We start from the raw sequence: 19,586 nt of genomic DNA on the forward strand, positions 1-19,586 counted from the left end.
GGCGCGCGTCCGGCGGTACCAGGTGCCGCCGATGACGACGATCGTCAGCGCGCCCGCGGCCAGCGCCCATGGCCACATCCCGTGTTGGTACACCCAGCCGGCCAGCGTCCCCTGTAGGCGCCCGGCCGCGGTGATCACCGCATCCCGCGGGTCGGCGTTCGCGCCCAGCAGGCGCACCTCGTAGGCGCCGTAATAGGCGACGTACAGACCGACCAGCATCAGCACGGCACCACCGATCCGGTCGACGAACGGCAGGACGCGCCGCAGCCGGTCGGCCATCGCCGAGCTCGCGGTCGCCGCGGCGACGGCGAGTACGCCGACGACCAGGGTCAGCCCCCCGACGTAGGCGAGGTAGATCGCCACCGCCGTGACGATCGACCCGCCCCGCAGGCCCGCCGCGGTGACCGCCAGGAACGGGCCGACGGTGCACGACAGCGAGGCGATCGCGTAGCTGACGCCGTAGGAGTACATGGAGCCCAGGCGGACCGTGGGCGCCCAGCGCGGGCCCACCGGCCGCGGGGTGAGCGCCGCCAGCCCGCGGCCCGACAGCAGCCACCCGCCCAGCGCCACAAGCGCGACGCCGACGATGACCGTGGCGTACGGCACGTATCGCTGGACCGCGCCGGCGGCCGATACGGTCAGCGCGCCGAACAGGCCGAACACCGTCAGGAAGCCAAGCGCCATGACCGCGGTGGCCGCCAGGGCCCGCCCGGCCGCCGCCACCCCCGCTCGCGGCCCGCGCACCACCAGCAGGAGGTAGGCGGGCAGCATGGCAAACCCGCACGGGTTCAGGGCCGCCACCAGCCCGGCCGCGAAGGCCAGGCCGACGAGACCCCGATCCATCAGGACCTCAGCGCGGCGACCCGGTCAGACAACTCCTGCTGCGGCATCGCCGAGGTCGGGTTGTTCACGAACGTCGAGCTGCCGTCCGCGCGGTAGAACACGTAGGCGGGCTGCCAGGGGACGTTGTACCGGGCCCAGATCGCGCCGTCGGTGTCGTTGAGGTTGGTGAAGTTCAGGTTGTACTTGGCGACGAAGTTCTGCATCGCCGCGACGTCCGAGTGGGCCGCGACGCCCACGAACGTGACGCCGGGATTGGCCGCGGCCACCTGGCTCACGCCCGGCGCCTCGGCGTTGCAGAACGGGCACCACGGCGTCCAGAACCACAGGACCGCGGGCTTGCCCTGCAGGCTGGCGCCGTTGAACGGCGCACCGCTCAGGGTCGTGCCGGTGAATTGCAGACGGTCGTCGGCGGCGGCGGAGCGCGGCGCGTCGCCGAGCCCGAATATCAAGGCGGCGGCGAAAAGGGCCGCGGCCACAAGCCGGAGCGGGGTCAGGAACCGAACAATCATGGCGTCACCTCGTTTGCTGGTCTATGCCTGTTAGACGTGGTGGACGCCGTCCCGGTTCAGCCTTCGGCGGCCAGCTACCCGCCTTCGGCGGCCAGCTGTCCGCAGGCTCGGGCCAAATCGCCTGCGCTCCAGCTACCCGCCTTCGGCGGCCAGCTGTCCGCAGGCGGCACTGATCTCGCGCCCGCGGGTGTCCCGCACCGTGCACGAGACGCCCTGCGCCCGCACCCGCCGCACGAACTCCCGCTCCACCGGCTTGGGGCTGGCGTCCCACGCACTGCCCGGGGTCGGGTTGAGCGGAATCAGGTTCACGTGCACCAGCGGGCCGAGCGCCCGGTGCAGCCGTTTGCCCAGCGCATCGGCCCGCCACGGCTGGTCGTTGACGTCGCGGATCAACGCGTACTCCACCGAAACCCGGCGGCCCGTGACGTCGGCGTAGTAGCGGGCGGCGTCGAGCGCCTCGGCGATCTTCCACCGGTTGTTGACCGGCACGAGGGTGTCGCGCAGTTCGTCGTCGGGCGCGTGCAACGACAGCGCCAGCGTCACCCCGAGCCGTTCGTCGGCGAGTTTGCGGATTGCCGGCGCCAGGCCGACCGTCGAGACGGTGACCGAGCGGGCCGAAATGCCGAAGCCGTGCGGCGGCGGTTCGGTGATGCCCCGCACCGCGGCCAGCACCCGGGCGTAGTTGGCCAGCGGCTCCCCCATGCCCATGAACACGACGTTGGACAGCCGATCGCCGAAGTCGTCGCGCAGGGCGACCGCCGCGGACCGGACCTGCTCCAGGATCTCCGCGGTGGACAGGTTGCGGGTCAGGCCGCCCTGGCCGGTCGCGCAGAACGGGCAGGCCATGCCGCAGCCGGCCTGCGACGAGATGCACACGGTGTTGCGCTGCGGGTAGCGCATCAGCACCGACTCGAACGTCGTCCCATCGGTGCCGCGCCACAACGTCTTTCGGGTTTGTCCGGCGTCGCACGTCACCTCGGCGGCCGACGTCAGCAGGTGCGGGAACATCGCCTCGGCGATCCGGTCCCGCACGGCCGCCGGCAGGTCGGTCATCTCGCGCGGATCGGCGATCAGCCGGCCGTAGTACTGGTGCGCGAGCTGCTTGGCGCGGAAGGCGGGCAGGCCAAGCTCCGCGACGGCCGACGCGCGGCCGGCCGCGTCGAGGTCGGCCAGGTGCCGCGGCGGCCTGCTGGGGCGGGGTTCGGTGAAGACCAGTTGTTGGACCATGACCCGTCCAGTATCGGCCACCTCAGGGCTGGCCGGAAAAACTAGGAAAGCAGCGTCAGGATGATCCACGCGGCGACCGCCGACGGGAGCACGCCGTCGAGCCGGTCCATCAGGCCGCCGTGGCCGGGCAGCAGCCGGCCCATGTCCTTGATGCCCAGGTCGCGCTTGATCTGCGACTCGACCAGATCGCCCAGCGTGCAGGTGAGGACCAGCACGACACCCAGCAGCGCGCCGATCCAGGGCGGTTTGGCCGCCAGGAGAGTCGCGGTCAGGACCGCCGCGGTGATGCCGAAGAAGAGCGAACCGGCGAACCCCTCCCAGGATTTCTTCGGGCTGATCGCCGGAACCATCGGGTGCTTGCCGAGCAGCACGCCCACCGCGTAGCCGCCCACGTCGGAGGCGACGACGGTGACCATCAGGCAGAAGACCCGGCCCGCGCCGTCGTGCGGGTAGACCAGCAGGACGCCGAACGAGGCGAACAGCGGCACCCAGGCGGCCAGGAACACGGTCGCGGAGGCGTCGCGCAGGTAGTTGGCCGACGGCGACCCGGCGAAAGGCTCGGGCCGTTTGCGGTTGTCCTGCATGAACAGCCGCCAGACGTTGCAGACCACCACGGTGGCGCCGAAGCCGCCCAGGGCGCCGGCGGCGTGGTACGGCCACGTCAGCCAGACGGTGGCCTGACCGCCGATCAGCAGCGGGATCAGCGGGATGACGTAGCCGGCCTCGCGCAGCCGCCGCACCACCTCGTGGGTCGCGACCGGAATGGCGATCGCGACGATGGCCACCCAGAAGCGCGGCGCGAACACCAGCGTCACGATGAGGACGCCGCCGATGCCCGCGCCCACGGCGATGGCGGCGCGCAGGTCGCGTCCCGCCCGGGACGTCTTCTTGGCCGGCGGCGACGTGGTTTCCTCGGCCTCACGCGCCGGCTCGTCGGGCGGGCTGGCTGCGCCGGTGGTTGCCACGGACCTGGGTGAACTCAGCTACTGGGGGCCGCTAGACCTCCAGCAGCTCGCCTTCTTTGTGCTTGACCAGGTCTTCGATCTGGGTGACGTACTGGTGCGTGGTCTTGTCGAGGTCCTTCTCCGCCCGACCGACCTCGTCCTCGCCCGCCTCGCCGTCCTTGCGGATGCGGTGCAGCTCCTCCATCGCCTTGCGGCGGATGTTGCGCACCGAAACCTTGGCGTCCTCGCCCTTGCCCTTGGCCTGCTTGACCAGCTCGCGGCGGCGTTCCTCGGTGAGCTGCGGCACGGCCACCCGGATCAGGGTGCCGTCGTTGGTGGGGTTGACGCCCAGATCGGAGTTGCGGATCGCCGTTTCGATGGCGCCCAGCTGGCTTGCCTCGTAGGGCTTGATGACGACGAGCCGCGCCTCGGGCACGTTGATGCTGGCCAGCTGCGTGATCGGGGTCGTGGCGCCGTAGTAGTCGATGGCGATCCGGGAGAACATGCCCGGGTTGGCGCGGCCGGTCCGAATGGTTGACAAGTCGTCACGGGCCACCGCTACGGCCTTCTCCATTTTCTCTTCAGCGTCGAAGAGAGCCTCGTCAATCATTCGCTCTTCCCCTCAGGTGGTGACCAGTGTCCCGATCTTCTCACCGGCGACCGCGCGGGCGATATTGCCATTGGTCAGCAGGTTGAACACCAGGATCGGCATGCCATTGTCCATGCACAGACTGAACGCCGTGGCATCGGCCACTCGCAGCCCCCGGTCGATCACCTCGCGGTGACTGATCGCGGCGATCAGCTCGGCCTGCGGATTCACCCGCGGGTCCGCCGAGAACACCCCGTCCACCGCCTTGGCCATCAAGACCACCTCCGCGCCGATCTCCAGCGCCCGCTGCGCGGCCGTGGTGTCGGTGGAGAAGTACGGCAGCCCCATGCCGGCCCCGAAGATCACCACCCTGCCCTTCTCCAGGTGGCGAACCGCCCGCAGCGGTAGGTAGGGCTCGGCGACCTGCCCCATGGTGATCGCGGTCTGCACGCGCGTGACGATGCCTTCCTTTTCCAGAAAGTCCTGCAGCGCCAGGCTGTTCATCACGGTGCCGAGCATGCCCATGTAGTCGGAACGGGTGCGTTCCATGCCGCGCTGCTGCAGCTGCGCGCCCCGGAAGAAGTTGCCGCCACCGATGACGACCGCGACCTGAACACCGTCGCGGACCACCTCGGCGATCTGGCGGGCCACCCGCGCCACGACGTCGGGATCCAGCCCGACCTGGCCGCCGCCGAACATTTCGCCGCCCAGCTTCAGCACGACCCTGGAGTACTTGGGCCGCGTTCGCGGCTGCCCGGCAACTGATCCATTCTCCGGCGCCGTGGGCTCCCTGGAATCCGTCATCAGGCTCCTCGCATGAGAGTGCCATCCCGGCGTGAGCTCATCCGGAACGGCATTTCACATCCTGCCTCATCGCAACACAACGCGGTGCCGGTGGGGTGCGTTATGCGCAGAGTTGGCGATGCTGGCGGCTTTTCGCGGCTATCGGCCCAGCTGACACCGGCGGCGGACGCCCGTCGGACCACGGATGTTTGAGCGACGGCCGACTGGGGGAATCCGCAGCATCGCGGTGGGAATTGTCGGTCTTGAGAAACAAGGGCCGGCCTCGCCGCGGGACCGGACCGGCCGCGTGGCGGTCGGCGGATCGCTCAAAAGTACGCCTACAAGGAGGAACGGATCCATGGCGGACAACAACTCGGGACCTGCTGAAGCCGTCAAGGGCGTCGTCGAGGACGTCAAGGGCAAGGCGAAGGAGGCCGTTGGCGCGGTGGCGGGTCGTGACGACCTCACCCGCGAGGGCCAGGCCCAGCAGGACAAGGCTGAGGCACAGCGCGACGCGGCGAAGAAGGAAGCCGAGGCCGAGGCGGCGCGAGGCGGCGCCGAGGCGGCTGAGCAGCGCCAGAAGGCCAATCAGTAGCTTGCTGGGAGGATGGGCTCGGTCTGTGCACACGGACCGGGCCCATCGACCTTTTTGGGGGGGTTGCATAGTTTCCCGACGAGCGGGTATTCAGCGCTGCGCTGGCAGAACCACAAGTTTCGGAGATGTCGTTTGGACGTGCTGTTGCTGACCGACGCGGACGACTTCGATCGCGTTCTGCCGCACCTGAATTCGTTCGCGCGGACCATGCGGCGCGCGCCGCTCACCGATGACGGACACGGCCCGGCCAATTGCGGGGACGTAGCGATAGTCGACGCTCGTGGCGACGCCGCCGCGGCCCAGACCGCGTGCCGTCGCCTGACGACGGACGCACCCGCCACCGCGGTGGTGGCCCTGGTGGCACCGGCCGGCGAGGTGGCCGTCGGCGGGGACTGGACCGTCGACGATGTCGTGCCACCCGGCGCCGACGCGGACGAGCTGCAGGAGCGGCTGGGACGCGCGATCGCCCACCGGCGCAGCGCCGTCGACGGCAGCCTGAGATACGGGCCCTTGCTGTTGCACCCGACGAGTTTCACCGGGTCGCTTCAGGGCAAGGACCTGGGTCTGACGCTGACCGAGTTCAAGCTGCTCAGTTTCCTGGTGCAGCACGCCGGCCGGCCGTTCACCCGCACCCGCCTGATGCACGAGGCGTGGGGCTATGACTGCAACGGCCGGGTCCGTTCCGTCGACGTCCACGTCCGGCGCCTGCGCGCCAAGCTCGGTGCCGAGCATCAGTCGATGATCGGCACCGTCCGGGGCGTCGGTTACCAGGCGGCGACTCCCCCGCATCCGGAATGGATCGTCAGCGAGGCGGCGACGACGCCCACGGTGGCGGCGACTCAGCCCGCGCCCGACCCGGGGTTGACGCCGGCGAGCTAATCTTCTTGTGGCAGTACACCTTTCAGCCGAACAGTGGGAAGGCGCGCTTGCGTGCGAGCGCGTCCATTCCATCCTGAATGGCGTCCTGGACCTCGTTGTACTTGCGGTCGATGTAGGCCTCGTCCTCCGCGCGCGCCGGATCGTGGTCGAGCTCCACGGGAGGCATGAACCGGGTCCTGATCTTGGCCGGTAGCGGCAGCTGCGGCAGCGCCGCCGGGGCGATCCCCCACGGCAGGGAAACCGCCAAGGGGAACACCTTGAGGCGAAGCAGGCGGTCCAGCTGTAGGGCTTTCGACAGCTTGTCGCCGCGGATCAGCACCGGCATGGCGTCGCCGCCGCCGACCGTGGCGATCGGCACGATCGGCACGCCGGCCCGAATGGCCATCTTCACGAAGCCTTTTCGGCCCGCCAGGTTGGCCTGGTCACGCTCGGTCCACGGGCGCAGCGAGTCCACCTCCCCGCCGGGCCACAGCGCCACGTCCCGCCCTTCGGCCAAGGCGGTGGCGATCGCGTCGGGGGCGGCCGGCAGCACACCCATCGAGCGGAAATACCGGCCGATCACCGGGATCGCCATCAACGCGTCGTGAGCGGTGCCGTGCAGCGGGCGTTCCTGCCCGAACCGCCGCCACCATTGCAGGCCGACGGTCCAGGCATCCCATACGAAGGGAGCGCCGGAGTGGATCCCGATCAGCAGCGCCGGCGGTTCCGGGATGTTCTCCCAGCCGTCGATTTCCATGCGAAACCAATAGTCCACCAGCACATTCCACAGATACTTCTGCCGCTGCAGGGTCTTCTCGTCCTGCCCGCTGAGGTCCCACCTGCCCGCACGCTCGGCGACCCAGCCGCTCACCCCACCCCGCTGATCGCTGCGCTTCTCCTCCATGGTCGAACGCGCTCGCTCCGCGTTCCGTTGCGCCTGCTTGCGAACGTCGGCCGGCCTGTGATCGGGGTTACTCATGGCTGCCGGGTACCCGATTCGCGCCCACACGATGCAACACCCGGGCCCTTAAAAGCGGACCTCCCCGCGTCGCACGCGACGCGGGGAGCTTTTCCGCAAGCCGGATTAGGTGTGTGTCGGGCTGGGCGGAGCACCGGGCGCGGGGCTCGGGCTAGGGCTCGGGGCCCCCGGCGCAGCGGCGCTCGGCACGTTCGACGTCCACATCAGGATGTCCTGCAGTCCGTCGTTGTAGACGACGCCGTTCGGGGGCGCGCCGGTCACGTCGAAGTACAGCGTCCCGGTGGACTCGCTGCCCTGCGGGATGGGTGCGGGGTTGAGGCCGTTCGGCGCCCCCACCTTGTCGATCACGCGGTAGTTCTGGCCGTTGGGGCCGCGCGCGATGAAGTCGTTGACCATCGGGGTCACCAGCCCGCCGTCCGACCGGGCGGTGACGTCAGCCTGGTAGAGCGTTCCCTTGGGCGTGTACCCGGGGATGGCGACGTTGCTGGGCTGCAGGTTGCTCACCGTGTAGTTGGTGACCAGCGGCCCGTCGACGAGTTGCTCGCTGGTGCCGAAACCCTGGATGTTGGGCGGTGCGGCGGACGCCGTCGCCGCGGCGAAAACGCTTGCCACCGCGATACCCCCGGCAGCGGCAGCGGTCTTGACGGCCGTCTTACTGACCTTCATTGCTCATTCCTTTCGTGTCGAACAATCGCCCCCCGTAAGGGCAATACGCACTAGGCGGCACATATCCATTAGCCGTCCGCTTTAAACATGTGCGTTCGCGTAAATTCGCAATTTTTGGGCCGTTAGCTGCCGGAACGCGGTTGTTTTGTTGGACAGCATCTTTCGCATCAGTTATTCACATCCGTATCGCTATTCACGCCGCAGCATCGACGCGCCGCCGACCACCGCGGCCCCCGGGACGAGCGATTAGCCCCAGCCCTGGCGGGTAGTCGGAGCCAGGCGAAGGCGACGAGGACGAAAGGGGCCGTCATGGAACGCGGCAGCTCGAAGCACAGTCCGCGCGAGGACGAGGAACTCAAGCACGAATTGGAGGGCACGCTGCGCGGTAACAGGTCGAGCCGCGCCGAAGAATGGCGTGACCCCGAACCGCCGGCCGACGACGATCCCGACGTTCCCACCGCGGGTCCAAGCCAACGGTAAACCGCGCGCGTTTGCCGGCAATATTTCTCGATCACGAATAAGGGGAAAACCGATGGGCTTTGCACCTCAGCAACAAACCGCCCCGGGTGTGCAGGCGAAGATGACGCCGGTTCCCGATTGCGGCGAAAACACTTACCAGGGCTCGGGAAAACTCACGGGCAAGCGGGCGATCATCACCGGCGGGGACAGCGGCATCGGCCGCGCGGTCGCGATCGCGTTCGCGCGCGAGGGTGCCGACGTGCTGATCTCCTATCTCAACGAGGACGACGACGCCCGCGACGTCGCCCGCTACGTGGAGGATGCGGGGCGCAAGTGCGTGCTGGTGCGCGGGGACCTGTCGGATGCGGCGCACTGTCGCGCCGTGGTCGATCGCGCCGTGCAGGAACTCGGCGGCATCGACATCCTGGTCAACAACGCCGCCTACCAGATGATGCACAAGAGCCTCGACGAAATCACCGACGAGGAATGGGATTACACGTTTCGGCTCAACGTCGGCGCTTACTTCTACCTCGCCAAGGCGGCCGTGCCGCACATGGGCGCAGGGTCGTCGATCATCGGCAGTTCGTCGGTCAACTCGGATACGCCCAACCCCACGCTTGCGCCGTACGCGGCGACCAAGGCCGCGATCGCGAACTTCTCGGCCAGCCTGGCTCAGCTGTTGGGCGAAAAGGGAATTCGGGTGAACAGCGTGGCCCCCGGTCCGATATGGACGCCCCTGATCCCCTCGACCATGCCGCCGGACAGCGTCGAATCGTTCGGTGACAACACCCCGCTGGGGCGTGCCGGCCAACCCGCCGAGCTCGCACCCGTCTATGTGCTGCTGGCCTGCGACGACGCCAGCTACATCTCCGGCGCGCGGGTGGCCGTGACCGGAGGGCGGCCAATTCTCTAGCGCGACAGGCTGTTAGGAGTCGCGGTTCTCGCCGAGTTCTTCGACGATGGGGCTCTGGACTCCGATGTCCTTCGCGCTCTCGGCCAGGCCCGGCTTGGTGTGGGTGCGACGCGCCGCGGCCCTGCCCTGGGTGTCGCGATCGTCGGCGATGGTGACCGACGCGGCCACCTGGGCGGCGTTGTTGTAGGTCTCGGGCGGAATGCCCCGCAGCGTGCGGATCGTGTCGTCGTCGCAGCCGTTGCGGCCGGCGGCGTCAAGCAGGTCCTGCTTGTCGGCCGGGAAGTCCACATCGTTGAGGCACTGGCGCAACTGACTTCGGGTGGTGGACGCAACCATGGCTGTCGGGATGCCCGGTGGCCCTTGGTCTAAACGAGTCGCAGGACACGTTTCTCAGCGGCCGCGCACCCTGCGGTTGTGCTTCTTGATCGCGTCGACCAGCTCCGCCTTGCTCATCGTCGACCGGCCCCTGATCTCGAGCCGCCGGGCCAGGTCGAGCAGATGCTTCTTGCTGGCGTTCGCGTCCACGCCCTCGGCGGTCTCGCCCGAGGCGCGTGGGCCACCGCTCTTGGCGCGCTCGTCGGACGGGCCCTTCTTCGCCTTGGGCTCCCAATGGTCGCCGACCTTTTCGAAGCTGTGCTTGAGGGCCGAATAGGCCACCCGGTGGGCGCGCTCTTCGCTGCCGTATTCGTCGGCGGCCGCGTCATGCGTCTTGGCGAACGTGCGTTGCGCTTTGGCGTTGGAACGCCGCAAAGTGCTCGGCAATTCGTCTTTCTTCGGCTTGCCGCCTTTCGTCGTCTTGGGCATAAGAACTTGGGTTACCCGTCTGCCGGGCCGGCAATCAGGACTTTGTGCGCCGAAGGTCCCATTGATCGCGCGAAGTATGTCAATATGGTTGACATGGTTCAGGCCGAAGACGCCCCGCTCGGTTACCTGCTGTACCGGGTGGCGAGTTTGCTGCGACCCGAGGTTTCCGCCGTGTTGGGCCCGCTCGGGCTGACCCTGCCCGAATTCGTCTGCATGCGAATGCTTTCCATAGCTCCGGGCATGTCCAGCGCCGAATTGTCCCGGCAGGCGAGCGTCACGCCGCAGGCGATGAACACGGTGTTGCGCAAGCTGGAAGACATTGGCGCCGTGGAGCGTCCGACATCGGTGTCCAGCGGTCGCGCGCTGCCCGCCACGCTGACCGGCCAGGGCCGCGCGTTGCTGAAGCGGGCGGAGGGCGCGGTGCGCACCGCCGATGCCCGCATCCTGGCCAAGCTGACCGAACCTCAGCAGCGCGAATTCAAGCGGATGCTCGACAAGCTCGGCTCCGACGGCTGATCACGCCGCCTGGATGCGCGCCCAGGGCCGCGCCTGCTCGAGTTCGTAGGCCAGCTCGAGCAGCAGCGCCTCCTGGCCGAGGTCGGCGGAGAGCATCATGCCCACCGGCATGCCGTCTTCTGACTGCTCCAGCGGAACCGACAGCGCCGGTTCGCCGGTGACGTTCTGCAGCGGCGTGAACGCGACCCAGTCGGTCAGCCGGTCCATCACCTGGCGGTAGTCGGTGGGGGCGAGATACCCGATCCGCGGCGTCTCTTCGGCGAGCGTCGGGGTCAGCACCGCATCGTAGGTGCCGAACAGCCGCGCGGTGCGCCGGCGAATTCGGCGCAGCCGCATGATCGCCGGCGGGAGCCGGTGCAGGTTTCGGGCGGTGTGCCGTTCCAGGCCGAGCGTGAGGCTGTCCAACCGGGTGCGGTCGAAGGTCTTGCCGAACAGGTGCCGCCCGCTGCGCACCTGGGCCAGCGCCAAAAATCCCCAGTACAGGACGAAATCGTCGACGAAGCTGGCCGGCACCGGGGGCTCGTCGAGGTGCTCGACGCGGTGGCCCAACTCCTCGAGCAGCCCGGCCGATTTCAGCGTCAGCTCCCGCACCTGAGGGCTGCATTCGCGCTGGACCGAGCGGGTCACCACCGCGATCCGCAACCGCTGCCTGCCCGGGCCGGTGACGTCGCCGATCGGCGCCAGTTTCGGGTTGCGCCAAATGCGTTCGGCCTCCCGGTAGAACGCCGCGGTGTCGCGCACCGACCGGGTCAGGACACCGTTGGCGACGATGCCCACCGGCATCCGGCGCAGGTGCGGGTCCAGCGGCAGCCGCCCGCGCGACGGCTTCAGGCCCACGAGGCCGTTGCAGGCCGCGGGAATGCGGATCGATCCGCCCCCGTCGTTGGCGTGGGCGATCGGCACCACGCCCGCGGCGACGAACGCCCCCGAGCCCGACGACGACGCGCCGGCGCTGTAATCGGTGTTCCACGGGTTGCGGACCGGCCCCAGGCGGGGGTGCTCGGCCGACGCGCTGAAACCGAATTCCGACAGCTGCGTCTTGCCGACGGGCGCCAGCCCGGTGGCCAGGAACAGGCGGGTGAACTCGCCGTCGGAGGTGGCGTTCCACGGCGTCCACGCGTCGGTGCCGTGCATCGTCGGCTGGCCGGCGATGTCGACGTTGTCCTTGAGGAACGTCGGCACGCCGTCAAAGAAACCCTGCGCCGGCGCCGCCGTTCGGGCCTGCTGAAAGGCGGCGTAGGCCAGGCCGTTGAGCACCGGGTCGACGGCCTCGGTGCGGGCGATGGCGGCCTCGACCACCTCCGCCCTGCTGACCCAGCCGGCTTGTATCGCGTGGGCGAGGCCGACGGCGTCCAGATCACCGAGGGCGTCGTCGCCGAACGCGTGCACATGTCGCATGGATCGACGCTAACCCGCGAAGGCGCGGGGCTTAGGCCTGGCCCACCTCGAAGCGCACGAACCGCGTGACGCTCACCCCGGCCTCGTCGAGCAGCGCCTTGACCGACTTCTTGCTGTCGGACACCGACGGCTGCTCCAGCAGCACCGCGTCCTTGAAGAAACCGTTCAGCCGGCCCTCGATGATCTTGGGCAGCGCCTGCTCGGGCTTGCCCTCGGCCTTGGCCGTCTCCTCGGCGATGCGGCGCTCGCTGGCCACCACGTCCTCGGGAACGTCCGCACGCGACAGGTAGCGCGCCTTGAGCGCGGCGATCTGCAGCGCGACGGAATGCGCGGCCTCCGCGTCGGAACCGGTGTATTCCACCAGCACACCGACGGCCGGCGGCAGGTCGGCCGCACGCTTGTGCAGGTAGGCCTCGACGGTGCCGTCGAAGAACGCGACGCGGCGCAGCTCGAGCTTCTCGCCGATCTTCGCCGACAGGTCGGCGATGGCCTGCTCGACCGTCTTGCCACCGGTCGTGGCGGCCTTGAGCGCGTCGACGTCGGTGGCCTTGGAGTCGGCGGCCGCGGCGACGATGTCGTCGGCGAGCTTCTGGAACTCGGCGTTCTTGGCGACGAAGTCGGTCTCGGAGTTCAGCTCGATGAGCGCGCCGCCCTTGGTCGCGACCAGACCCTCGGCCGTGGCGCGCTCGGCGCGCTTGCCGACGTCCTTGGCGCCCTTGATGCGCAACGCCTCGACGGCCTTGTCGAAGTCGCCGTCACTCTCGGCCAGCGCGTTCTTGCAGTCGAGCATGCCGGCGCCGGTGAGCTCCCGAAGCTTCTTGACGTCGGCGGCGGTGAAGTTGGCCAATGGTCAACCTTCCTATGAAGGGTCTGTTGTCGATTCGGGTGCGCCCGCGTCGGTGGGGGCGCTGGCGGCAGCGGAGGCCAGCAGTTCCTGCTCCCATTCGGGCAGCGGCTCGGCGGCCAGCGAATCCGAAGCCTCGGGTTTGCCGTCGCCGCGGCCGACCCCGGCGCGGGCCTGCAACCCCTCGGCGACCGCGGAGGCGATCACCTTGGTCAGCAGCGCGGCCGAGCGGATCGCGTCGTCGTTGCCCGGGATCGGGTAGTCGACCTCGTCGGGGTCGCAGTTGGTGTCCAGGATCGCGATGACCGGGATACCAAGCTTGCGGGCCTCGCCGACGGCGATGTGCTCCTTGTTGGTGTCGACGACCCAGATGGCCGAGGGCACCTTGGCCATGTCGCGGATACCGCCCAGGCTGCGCTCCAGCTTGTTCTTCTCCCGGGTCAGCATCAGGATTTCCTTCTTGGTGCGACCCTCGAAGCCGCCGGTCTGCTCCATCGCCTCGAGCTCCTTGAGGCGCTGCAACCGCTTGTGCACGGTCGAGAAGTTGGTGAGCATGCCGCCCAGCCAGCGCTGGTTCACGTACGGCATGCCGACGCGGGTGGCCTCGGCGGCGACCGATTCCTGCGCCTGCTTCTTGGTGCCGACGAACAGCACCGACCCCCCGTGGGCGACGGTCTCCTTGACGAACTCGTACGCCTTGTCGATGAAGGTCAGCGTCTGCTGCAGGTCGATGATGTAGATGCCGTTGCGGTCGGTGAAGATGAACCGCTTCATCTTGGGGTTCCAGCGTCGGGTCTGGTGCCCGAAGTGGGTGCCGCTGTCCAGCAGCTGTTTCATGGTCACGACGGCCATGGTGATGCCATTCCTTTGTTTCGGTTGTCGCCCGGCGTCGGGTGAAGCCGGGCCCTGGCGCCTGCTGCGATGCCGAACCCCTCAGGGGACCGCTCGGCATGCGGTGCGAACTCCTAGTGGTACGGGAGACGCGGTGCAGACGCGCGAAGTCAGCCCGCGAACGAGCTGCGACCAGCAGTTTACACCGACTCAGCAGGTGGTTTTTGCACAGCACCGGGCGGGCTGAGTGGTGTGGGGGCCCGCCCGGCGATGAACTGAGCCGATGCGACGGGTTTTCTGGCCGCTGCTGTGTCTGGCGGTGCTCAGCGCGGCGCCGGCAATTGCGGACGGTCCTCGGCTGGATTGGCCGCTGCGGCCTGCCCCGCCCGTCGCCCGCGGATTCGACGCCCCGGCACCGGACTGGAAGCCCGGGCACCGCGGGGTCGACCTGCCCGGCGCGCCTGGTCAGCGCGTGTACGCCGCGGGCGACGCCACCGTGGTGTTCGCCGGGCAGCTGGCCGGCCGGCCGGTGGTGTCGCTGGCGCACCCGGGCGGGTTGCGGACCAGCTACGAGCCGGTCCGGGCGGCGGTGTCGGTGGGTCAGTCGGTGACCGCGGCGACCGTGATCGGCACGCTGGACGCCGGGCACGCGGGCTGCCCGGCCGCGGCCTGCCTGCACTGGGGCGCGATGTGGGGTCCGGCGTCCGGCGCCCACTACGTCGATCCGGTGGGCCTGGTGAAGTCGACGCCGATCCGGCTCAAGCCGTTGCGGGGCTGAGGTCGCCGCCCGCGCTCAGGCCCGCGGATGCGCCTGATCGTGCACCACCCGCAGCCGGGAGACGGCGACATGGGTGTAGAGCTGCGTGGTCGCCAGGCTGGAATGGCCTAGCAACTCCTGGACCACCCGCAGGTCGGCCCCGCCTTCGAGCAGGTGCGTCGCCGCGCTGTGCCGCAGGCCGTGCGGCCCCATGTCGGGTGCGCCGTCCACCGCCGCGACGGTCTGGTGAACGACGGTGCGGGCCTGGCGCACGTCGAGCCGCCGGCCCCGCGCGCCCAGCAGCAGGGCCCGCCCCGAGGTGGCCGTCGCCAGGGCGGGCCGGCCCTCGTCCAGCCAGGCGCGCAGCGCCTCGGCGGCCGGCGTCCCGAACGGCACCGTGCGCTGCTTGTTGCCCTTGCCGAGCACCCGGATCAGCCGATGGTGGGCGTCCACGTCGTCGATGTCCAGGCCGCACAGCTCGCTCACCCGGATCCCGGTGGCGTACAACATCTCGACGATCAGCCGGTCCCGCAACGCCATCGGATCCCCTTGTTGGGCACCAGATTTCGCGGCGGCCATCGCATCGAGCGCCTGGTCTTGGCGCAGCACCGCCGGCAGGGTGCGGTGCGCCTTCGGCACCTGCAGCCGGGCCGCGGGATCGCCAATCAGCAGGCCGCGCCGCACCGCCCACGCGGTGAAGGCCTTGACCGCCGAGGTGCGACGGGCCAGCGTCGTGCGGGCCGCGCCGGCCGTGGCCGCGGCCGACAACCACGACCGCAACAGAAGCAGGCTCAGCCCGTCGAGCCCGGCGCCGCGGTCCTCGAGGAAAGCGAACAGCGAGCGCAGGTCGCCGAGGTAGGCCCGGCGCGTGTGCGCCGACCGGCCGCATTGCAGCTCCAGGTACTGGTCGAACTCCTCGAGGACGGCCTCCACAGCTGAAACGTTGGCAGGCGCCGCGGGTTTCGCTCAGTCGACGCGCCGCAGCGTGTCCGGGGTGAGATCTTTCAGCTCGGGATACCCGTCGACCGCCATGATCAGGTCGGCTTCGGCCAGCATCATCCGCAGCACGTGCACGATGCCGTCGACCCCGCCGAGCGCCAGCCCGTACGCGTAGGGCCGGCCGATGCCCACCGCGGTCGCGCCCAGCGCGAGCGCCTTGATGATGTCGGCGCCGCTGCGCACGCCGGAGTCGAACAACACCGGAAGGCCGTCGGCCGCCTCGACCACGCCCGGCAGGCAGTCGAGCGCGGGCAGGCCGCCGTTCGCCTGCCGGCCGCCGTGGTTGGAGCAGTAGATGCCGTCGACGCCGCCGTCCTTGGCGCGCCGGGCGTCGTCGGGGTGGCAGATGCCTTTGACGAGCAGCGGCAGATCGGTGAGCGAACGCAGCCAGGGCAGGTCATTCCACGTGAGCGCGTTGCCGAAGAGCTGCACCCAGCGCAGCACGGCGCCCTGCGGGTCCTCCTCGGGCGGGCGTGACAGGCCCGCGCGGAAGACCGGGTCGCTGGTGTAGTTGGCCAGGCAGTGCCCGCGCAGCTGGGGAAAGTTGGAGGCGCTCAGGTCGCGGGGGCGCCAGCCCGTCACCCAGGTGTCGAGGGTGACGACGATGCCCTTGAATCCGGCCGCTTCGGCGCGCTGCACCAGGCTGGCGGCCATCTCGCGGTCGTTGGGCGTGTACAGCTGGAAGAACCCCGGGGTGTCGCCCAGGGCGGCGGCGACGTCTTCCATCGGGTCGACGGTCAGCGTGGAGGCGACCATCGGGACGCCGGTGGCCGCGGCCGCCCGCGCGGTGGCCAGGTCGCCGTGGCCGTCCTGGGCGCAGATGCCGATGACGCCGATGGGCGCCATGAACACCGGTGCCGGCAGCGTCAGGCCGAACAGCTCGACCGACAGGTCGCGTTCGGCGGCGCCGACGAACATGCGCGGGATCAGCCCCCACCGGTCGAAGGCCTCGCAATTGGCCCGCTGGGTGCGCTCGTTGCCGGCGCCACCCGCCACGTAGGACCAGACCGACGGCGGCAGCGCCGTTGCGGCCTTGGCCTCCAGCTCCGCGAAGGCCATCGGGAACTGGGGCACCACTCCGCCCAGCCCGCGCAGGTAGATCTCGTTCTGGTAGTCCCCGAAATGCGCCATGGAAGTAGAGGATGCCAGCCCGCGGTCGGGCCGACGAACCCGCTACGAGGTCCCGGCCTCCGCCTCGGCCAGTTCCTTCTTCCATTGCCGGAAGGTCTCTTCGGTGCGCCCGCGGCGCCAGTAACCGGAGATGGACGACGCCCACCTCGCGTCCACGCCGCGCTCCTTGCGGATGTAGGGCCGCAGGTTGTGCATCACGCTTTGCGCCTCGCCGTGGATGAAGACGTGCACCTGCCCGGGCAGCCACGGCGTGGTGGTGACGGCCTCGATCAGCGGGGCGTGGTCACCGGCGCGGTCCTCGGGGACCAGGTCGGCTCGCCCGCCGCGATACACCCAGTGCACCTCGACGCCCTCCGGCGCGGTCAACCCGATCTCGTCTTCCTGGCCCGCCACCTCGATGAACGCCTTGCCAACCGCGTTGGCGGGCAACGCTTCCAAAGCCGCGGCAATGGCGGGCAGCGCCGACTCGTCACCGGCGAGCAGGTGCCAATCGGCGGCCGGGTCGGGGGTGTAGGCCCCGCCGGGGCCCATCAGGAAGATCCGCTGGCCGGGCTCGGCCGTCGCGGCCCATTGGCCGGCGATGCCGTGCTCGCCGTGCACGACGATGTTCAGGGTGATCTCGCGGGCCGCCGGGTCGACGTGGCGGACCGTCATGGTCCGCACCGACGGCCGCTTCTCGGGGGGCAGGCCGGCGAAGCTGTCCAGGGTCAACGGCTGGGGCAAGGCCTCGACGTCGACGTCGTCGGCGACGAACGCCAACTTGACGTAGGAGTCGGTGAACTTGCTGGGCACGAAGGCGTCGAAGTCCTTGCTGCCCAGCACGACCGCGACCATGTGCGGTGTGAGTTCCTTGGTATCGACAACCTCGAAGCGTTGCAGAGGTCGACCCGCCACTTGTCCTCCTGTTCCCTGCGACCCCCGTCGACTATACGAGTCGCGCCGTCGCCGCAGCTTGGCCGCCGGTGGCCCGGACAAGTCGCCACCTGCCCTCCTGGCGGCGCACCAACCCCGCCAGCTCGAGAATCGCCAGCGGCCCGAGCACCCGCTCGGGCGCCAGCCCCGAGGCGACCGCGAGCTGCTCGACCGTGGCGGCGCCGCGGCCCGGCAGCGCCTCGTAGACCCGGCGCTCGGCGTCGCCGAGCCCGTCGAGCGCCGTCGCCGGGCGCGGTTCCTCGGCCGCCAGTTCGCCGATGCGGCCGATGAGCTCGACGATGTGGTCGGCCCGGGTGACCAGTTCGGCGCCGTCACGCAGCAGCGCGTGGCATCCGGCCGACGCCGATGAGGTCACGGGCCCGGGCACGGCGGCCACCACCCTGCCCAGCGCGCGCGCCCAGGCGGCGGTGTTGGCCGCGCCGCTGCGCAGGCCCGCTTCCACCACCACCGCGGCCCCGGCCACGGCGGCCACCAGGCGATTGCGGGTCAGGAATCGGTGCCGCGCCGGCCGCACACCGGGCGGGTACTCGGTGAAGACCAGCCCGTGTTGGCCGATGCGATGCAGCAGGGCCGAGTGGCCACTGGGATACGGAATGTCGAGCCCGCCGGCGAGAACGGCCACGGTGATTCCGTCGGCGGCCAGCGCCGCCCGGTGCGCGGCGCCGTCGATGCCGTAGGCGCCGCCGGAGACGACGGCCACGTCGCGTTGCACCAGCCCGACCGCCAGGTCGTCGGCCACCCGCTCGCCGTAAGCCGTCGCGGCCCGGGTTCCCACCACCGCGGCCGCGCGGTGCGCGGCCTCGTCGAGCCGGACCGGGCCCTGCGCCCACAACACCAGCGGCGCCCCACCGCGGCCGCGTGCCGGGCCGTTGGCGAACGCGGCGAACGCGAGCACCGGCCACTCGTCGTCGCCGGGCGTGATCAACCGCCCCCCGCGCCCGGCAATCAGGTCCAGATCGGCTGCTGTGCAGTCGATTTCGCGTCTGGCCTCGGTGTGCCGCGCCAGGTCGTCGTCCACGTGCCCGCGGCGGACGCGGTCGGCCGCCTCCACCGGGCCCACGCGTCGCACCAGGGTGGCGAGCTCGGAGCAGGGCGGCTCCGCCACCCGGGACAGGTACGCCCAGGCGCGCAGCGCAGGGTCGTCGACCGCCGTCAGCATCGCCATGCTCCAGGTCCCAAGAATCCACCAAGAATCCGTTGAGCCCCATACGCGAATGTGTTGTCGTGGCCCCCCATTCGCCATTGCGCAGCCGGCGACGAAAGGAGCGAACAATGATCATCTGCCCGCCGACGCGGCTCGCCGCGCCCGCCCGGCCGGTGAACCCGTGGGCGATCACCGCGTTCGCCCTGAGCCTGATCAGCTGGTGCGGCCTGCCGATCCCGATCCTGAGCGGCGTCCTCGCGTGCGTCGCGCTGCGCGACATGGAACGGCGCGGCGAGGCCGGCCGCGCGATGGCGCAGTTCGCGCGGGCCTTCGCCATCCTGGTGACCGTCGCGATCGCGGTCCGGGGCGGCCACAACGACTGGCTGACGAAGGCGTACTGGTGACCGGCGGCCGGCGCTCATCGGTGGGCTCCCGGCTGCCGAAAGCTGAGCGCGGCCGCGACCTCCTCGGGCCCGGGCGCCACCCCGCCCGCCAGGTCGGCCAAAGTCCACGCGACCCGCAGGGTGCGGTCCAGGCCCCGGATGCTGAGCAGGCCACGATCCAGCGCCTGTTGCAGCGGGGTCATCGCGGCGGTGCCGGGACGGAACTTGCGGCGCAGCAGCGCCCCGCTGACCTCCGCGTTGGTACGAAACCCGTGCGGTAGCCACCGCGCGGCCGCGGCCGCGCGGGCCTGGGCCACCCGATGGCGGACCTGCGCCGTCGACTCGGCTTGGCCACCCGAGAACGCGCCCGCGCGCACCCCGTGCATTTCCACCCGCAGGACTGCATGTGTGCGGCGGCGGTCAAGCGCCGCTACCTGGGCAAGCTGTCCGGGCCCCTGATGGACCGGGTGGACCTGCGGGT

23 protein-coding genes and 3 pseudogenes are annotated in these 19,586 nt (G+C 70.1%); 8 read left to right on the forward strand and 18 right to left on the reverse strand.

The genetic code is table 11. From position 1 onward, the window contains the following. Positions 1-3 precede the first annotated feature (3 nt). The 6 genes and pseudogenes from A5702_RS14860 to pyrH form a co-directional block, all read right to left on the reverse strand. A pseudogene (locus tag A5702_RS14860) lies at positions 4-843 on the reverse strand (cytochrome c biogenesis CcdA family protein); the annotation flags it as partial. Continuing rightward, positions 843-1,352, reverse strand: coding sequence for a protein disulfide oxidoreductase (locus A5702_RS14865; RefSeq protein ID WP_067901762.1), 510 nt, complete (start codon positions 1,350-1,352; stop codon positions 843-845). The pseudogene A5702_RS14860 and the gene A5702_RS14865, both read right to left, overlap by 1 nt. A gap of 132 nt (positions 1,353-1,484) precedes the next feature. Then, positions 1,485-2,579 (reverse strand): 23S rRNA (adenine(2503)-C(2))-methyltransferase RlmN, encoded by a 1,095-nt coding sequence (gene rlmN / locus A5702_RS14870; protein WP_068221610.1) that lies wholly within the window; start codon positions 2,577-2,579, stop codon positions 1,485-1,487. Positions 2,580-2,620: 41 nt separating this feature from the next. Beyond that, the gene (locus A5702_RS14875; protein WP_082956076.1) at positions 2,621-3,544 is read right to left on the reverse strand and encodes a phosphatidate cytidylyltransferase; all 924 of its coding nucleotides are present in this window, start codon (positions 3,542-3,544) and stop codon (positions 2,621-2,623) included. A 31-nt stretch (positions 3,545-3,575) separates the two neighbouring features. Continuing rightward, positions 3,576-4,133 carry a ribosome recycling factor gene (gene frr, locus A5702_RS14880; RefSeq protein ID WP_055403225.1) on the reverse strand — a complete coding sequence of 186 codons (558 nt, stop codon included), beginning with the start codon at positions 4,131-4,133 and terminating at the stop codon, positions 3,576-3,578. Positions 4,134-4,145: 12 nt separating this feature from the next. Continuing rightward, on the reverse strand, positions 4,146-4,916 hold the full coding sequence (pyrH, locus tag A5702_RS14885; protein WP_068221613.1) for a UMP kinase: 771 nt from the start codon (positions 4,914-4,916) through the stop codon (positions 4,146-4,148). A 337-nt stretch (positions 4,917-5,253) separates the two neighbouring features. On the opposite strand from pyrH, the gene A5702_RS14890 reads away from it, so the two are divergent. Both A5702_RS14890 and A5702_RS14895 read left to right on the forward strand, forming a co-directional pair. Further along, the gene (locus A5702_RS14890; protein WP_055403227.1) at positions 5,254-5,490 is read left to right on the forward strand and encodes a CsbD family protein; all 237 of its coding nucleotides are present in this window, start codon (positions 5,254-5,256) and stop codon (positions 5,488-5,490) included. Between the two features lie 132 nt (positions 5,491-5,622). Further along, entirely contained in the window at positions 5,623-6,369 is a 747-nt protein-coding gene (locus A5702_RS14895; RefSeq protein WP_068221614.1) for a response regulator transcription factor, read from the forward strand. Positions 6,370-6,391: 22 nt separating this feature from the next. Here the strand turns inward: A5702_RS14895 and A5702_RS14900 are convergent, their stop codons facing one another. Next, positions 6,392-7,327 carry a lysophospholipid acyltransferase family protein gene (locus tag A5702_RS14900; protein WP_068221616.1) on the reverse strand — a complete coding sequence of 312 codons (936 nt, stop codon included), beginning with the start codon at positions 7,325-7,327 and terminating at the stop codon, positions 6,392-6,394. A 105-nt stretch (positions 7,328-7,432) separates the two neighbouring features. Next, positions 7,433-7,993: an MPT63 family protein gene (locus tag A5702_RS14905; protein ID WP_055403230.1), complete on the reverse strand. Its 561-nt coding sequence runs from the start codon at positions 7,991-7,993 to the stop codon at positions 7,433-7,435. A 309-nt stretch (positions 7,994-8,302) separates the two neighbouring features. Here A5702_RS14905 and A5702_RS26735 point away from each other — a divergent pair, with 309 nt between their 5' ends. Further along, the gene (locus tag A5702_RS26735; protein ID WP_197281239.1) at positions 8,303-8,473 is read left to right on the forward strand and encodes a hypothetical protein; all 171 of its coding nucleotides are present in this window, start codon (positions 8,303-8,305) and stop codon (positions 8,471-8,473) included. Between the two features lie 52 nt (positions 8,474-8,525). Beyond that, entirely contained in the window at positions 8,526-9,365 is an 840-nt protein-coding gene (locus tag A5702_RS14910) for an SDR family oxidoreductase (protein ID WP_067815093.1), read from the forward strand. A 12-nt stretch (positions 9,366-9,377) separates the two neighbouring features. Here A5702_RS14910 and A5702_RS14915 read toward each other — a convergent pair whose 3' ends face one another. Then, a complete protein-coding gene (locus A5702_RS14915; protein WP_068221618.1) occupies positions 9,378-9,701 on the reverse strand; it encodes a DUF2795 domain-containing protein in 324 nt (107 codons plus the stop codon). Between the two features lie 54 nt (positions 9,702-9,755). Continuing rightward, positions 9,756-10,169: a ChaB family protein gene (locus A5702_RS14920; protein ID WP_055403233.1), complete on the reverse strand. Its 414-nt coding sequence runs from the start codon at positions 10,167-10,169 to the stop codon at positions 9,756-9,758. 93 nt (positions 10,170-10,262) lie between these two features. Here A5702_RS14920 and A5702_RS14925 point away from each other — a divergent pair, with 93 nt between their 5' ends. After that, positions 10,263-10,685, forward strand: coding sequence for a MarR family winged helix-turn-helix transcriptional regulator (locus tag A5702_RS14925; RefSeq protein WP_055403234.1), 423 nt, complete (start codon positions 10,263-10,265; stop codon positions 10,683-10,685). Here the strand turns inward: A5702_RS14925 and A5702_RS14930 are convergent, their stop codons facing one another. Genes A5702_RS14930 through rpsB form a run of 3 tightly spaced genes read right to left on the reverse strand, consistent with a single transcriptional unit; the run spans position 10,686 to position 13,779 of the window. Beyond that, positions 10,686-12,083 (reverse strand): amidase, encoded by a 1,398-nt coding sequence (locus tag A5702_RS14930; protein WP_068221620.1) that lies wholly within the window; start codon positions 12,081-12,083, stop codon positions 10,686-10,688. A gap of 31 nt (positions 12,084-12,114) precedes the next feature. Next, positions 12,115-12,930: a translation elongation factor Ts gene (gene tsf / locus A5702_RS14935; protein ID WP_068221622.1), complete on the reverse strand. Its 816-nt coding sequence runs from the start codon at positions 12,928-12,930 to the stop codon at positions 12,115-12,117. 12 nt (positions 12,931-12,942) lie between these two features. Beyond that, positions 12,943-13,779, reverse strand: a complete 837-nt coding sequence (gene rpsB / locus A5702_RS14940) for a 30S ribosomal protein S2 (protein ID WP_055403237.1) — start codon at positions 13,777-13,779, stop codon at positions 12,943-12,945. Positions 13,780-14,062: 283 nt separating this feature from the next. Here rpsB and A5702_RS14945 point away from each other — a divergent pair. Continuing rightward, positions 14,063-14,527: pseudogene (locus A5702_RS14945) on the forward strand (M23 family metallopeptidase); the annotation flags it as partial. Positions 14,528-14,551: 24 nt separating this feature from the next. Here A5702_RS14945 and A5702_RS14950 read toward each other — a convergent pair. Genes A5702_RS14950 through dprA form a run of 4 tightly spaced genes read right to left on the reverse strand, consistent with a single transcriptional unit; the run spans position 14,552 to position 18,737 of the window. Beyond that, positions 14,552-15,448 carry a tyrosine recombinase XerC gene (locus tag A5702_RS14950; protein WP_068221625.1) on the reverse strand — a complete coding sequence of 299 codons (897 nt, stop codon included), beginning with the start codon at positions 15,446-15,448 and terminating at the stop codon, positions 14,552-14,554. A gap of 33 nt (positions 15,449-15,481) precedes the next feature. After that, the gene (locus tag A5702_RS14955; protein WP_068221627.1) at positions 15,482-16,645 is read right to left on the reverse strand and encodes a lactate 2-monooxygenase; all 1,164 of its coding nucleotides are present in this window, start codon (positions 16,643-16,645) and stop codon (positions 15,482-15,484) included. A gap of 42 nt (positions 16,646-16,687) precedes the next feature. Next, the gene (locus tag A5702_RS14960; protein ID WP_068221629.1) at positions 16,688-17,539 is read right to left on the reverse strand and encodes a siderophore-interacting protein; all 852 of its coding nucleotides are present in this window, start codon (positions 17,537-17,539) and stop codon (positions 16,688-16,690) included. 31 nt (positions 17,540-17,570) lie between these two features. After that, the gene (dprA, locus tag A5702_RS14965; RefSeq protein ID WP_156669635.1) at positions 17,571-18,737 is read right to left on the reverse strand and encodes a DNA-processing protein DprA; all 1,167 of its coding nucleotides are present in this window, start codon (positions 18,735-18,737) and stop codon (positions 17,571-17,573) included. Between the two features lie 113 nt (positions 18,738-18,850). Here dprA and A5702_RS14970 point away from each other — a divergent pair, with 113 nt between their 5' ends. After that, positions 18,851-19,126: a DUF4190 domain-containing protein gene (locus A5702_RS14970; protein ID WP_055403243.1), complete on the forward strand. Its 276-nt coding sequence runs from the start codon at positions 18,851-18,853 to the stop codon at positions 19,124-19,126. A 14-nt stretch (positions 19,127-19,140) separates the two neighbouring features. On the opposite strand, the pseudogene A5702_RS14975 reads toward A5702_RS14970, so the two are convergent. Continuing rightward, positions 19,141-19,503, reverse strand: a pseudogene (locus tag A5702_RS14975) (ATP-binding protein); the annotation flags it as partial. Between the two features lie 6 nt (positions 19,504-19,509). On the opposite strand from A5702_RS14975, the gene A5702_RS26385 reads away from it, so the two are divergent. Further along, a partial coding sequence (locus tag A5702_RS26385; RefSeq protein ID WP_369817915.1) for an ATP-binding protein occupies positions 19,510-19,586 on the forward strand: 77 nt, incomplete at its 3' end.

The sequence above is a fragment of the Mycobacterium sp. E3339 genome, assembly GCF_001666915.1.
Taxonomy (GTDB): domain Bacteria; phylum Actinomycetota; class Actinomycetes; order Mycobacteriales; family Mycobacteriaceae; genus Mycobacterium.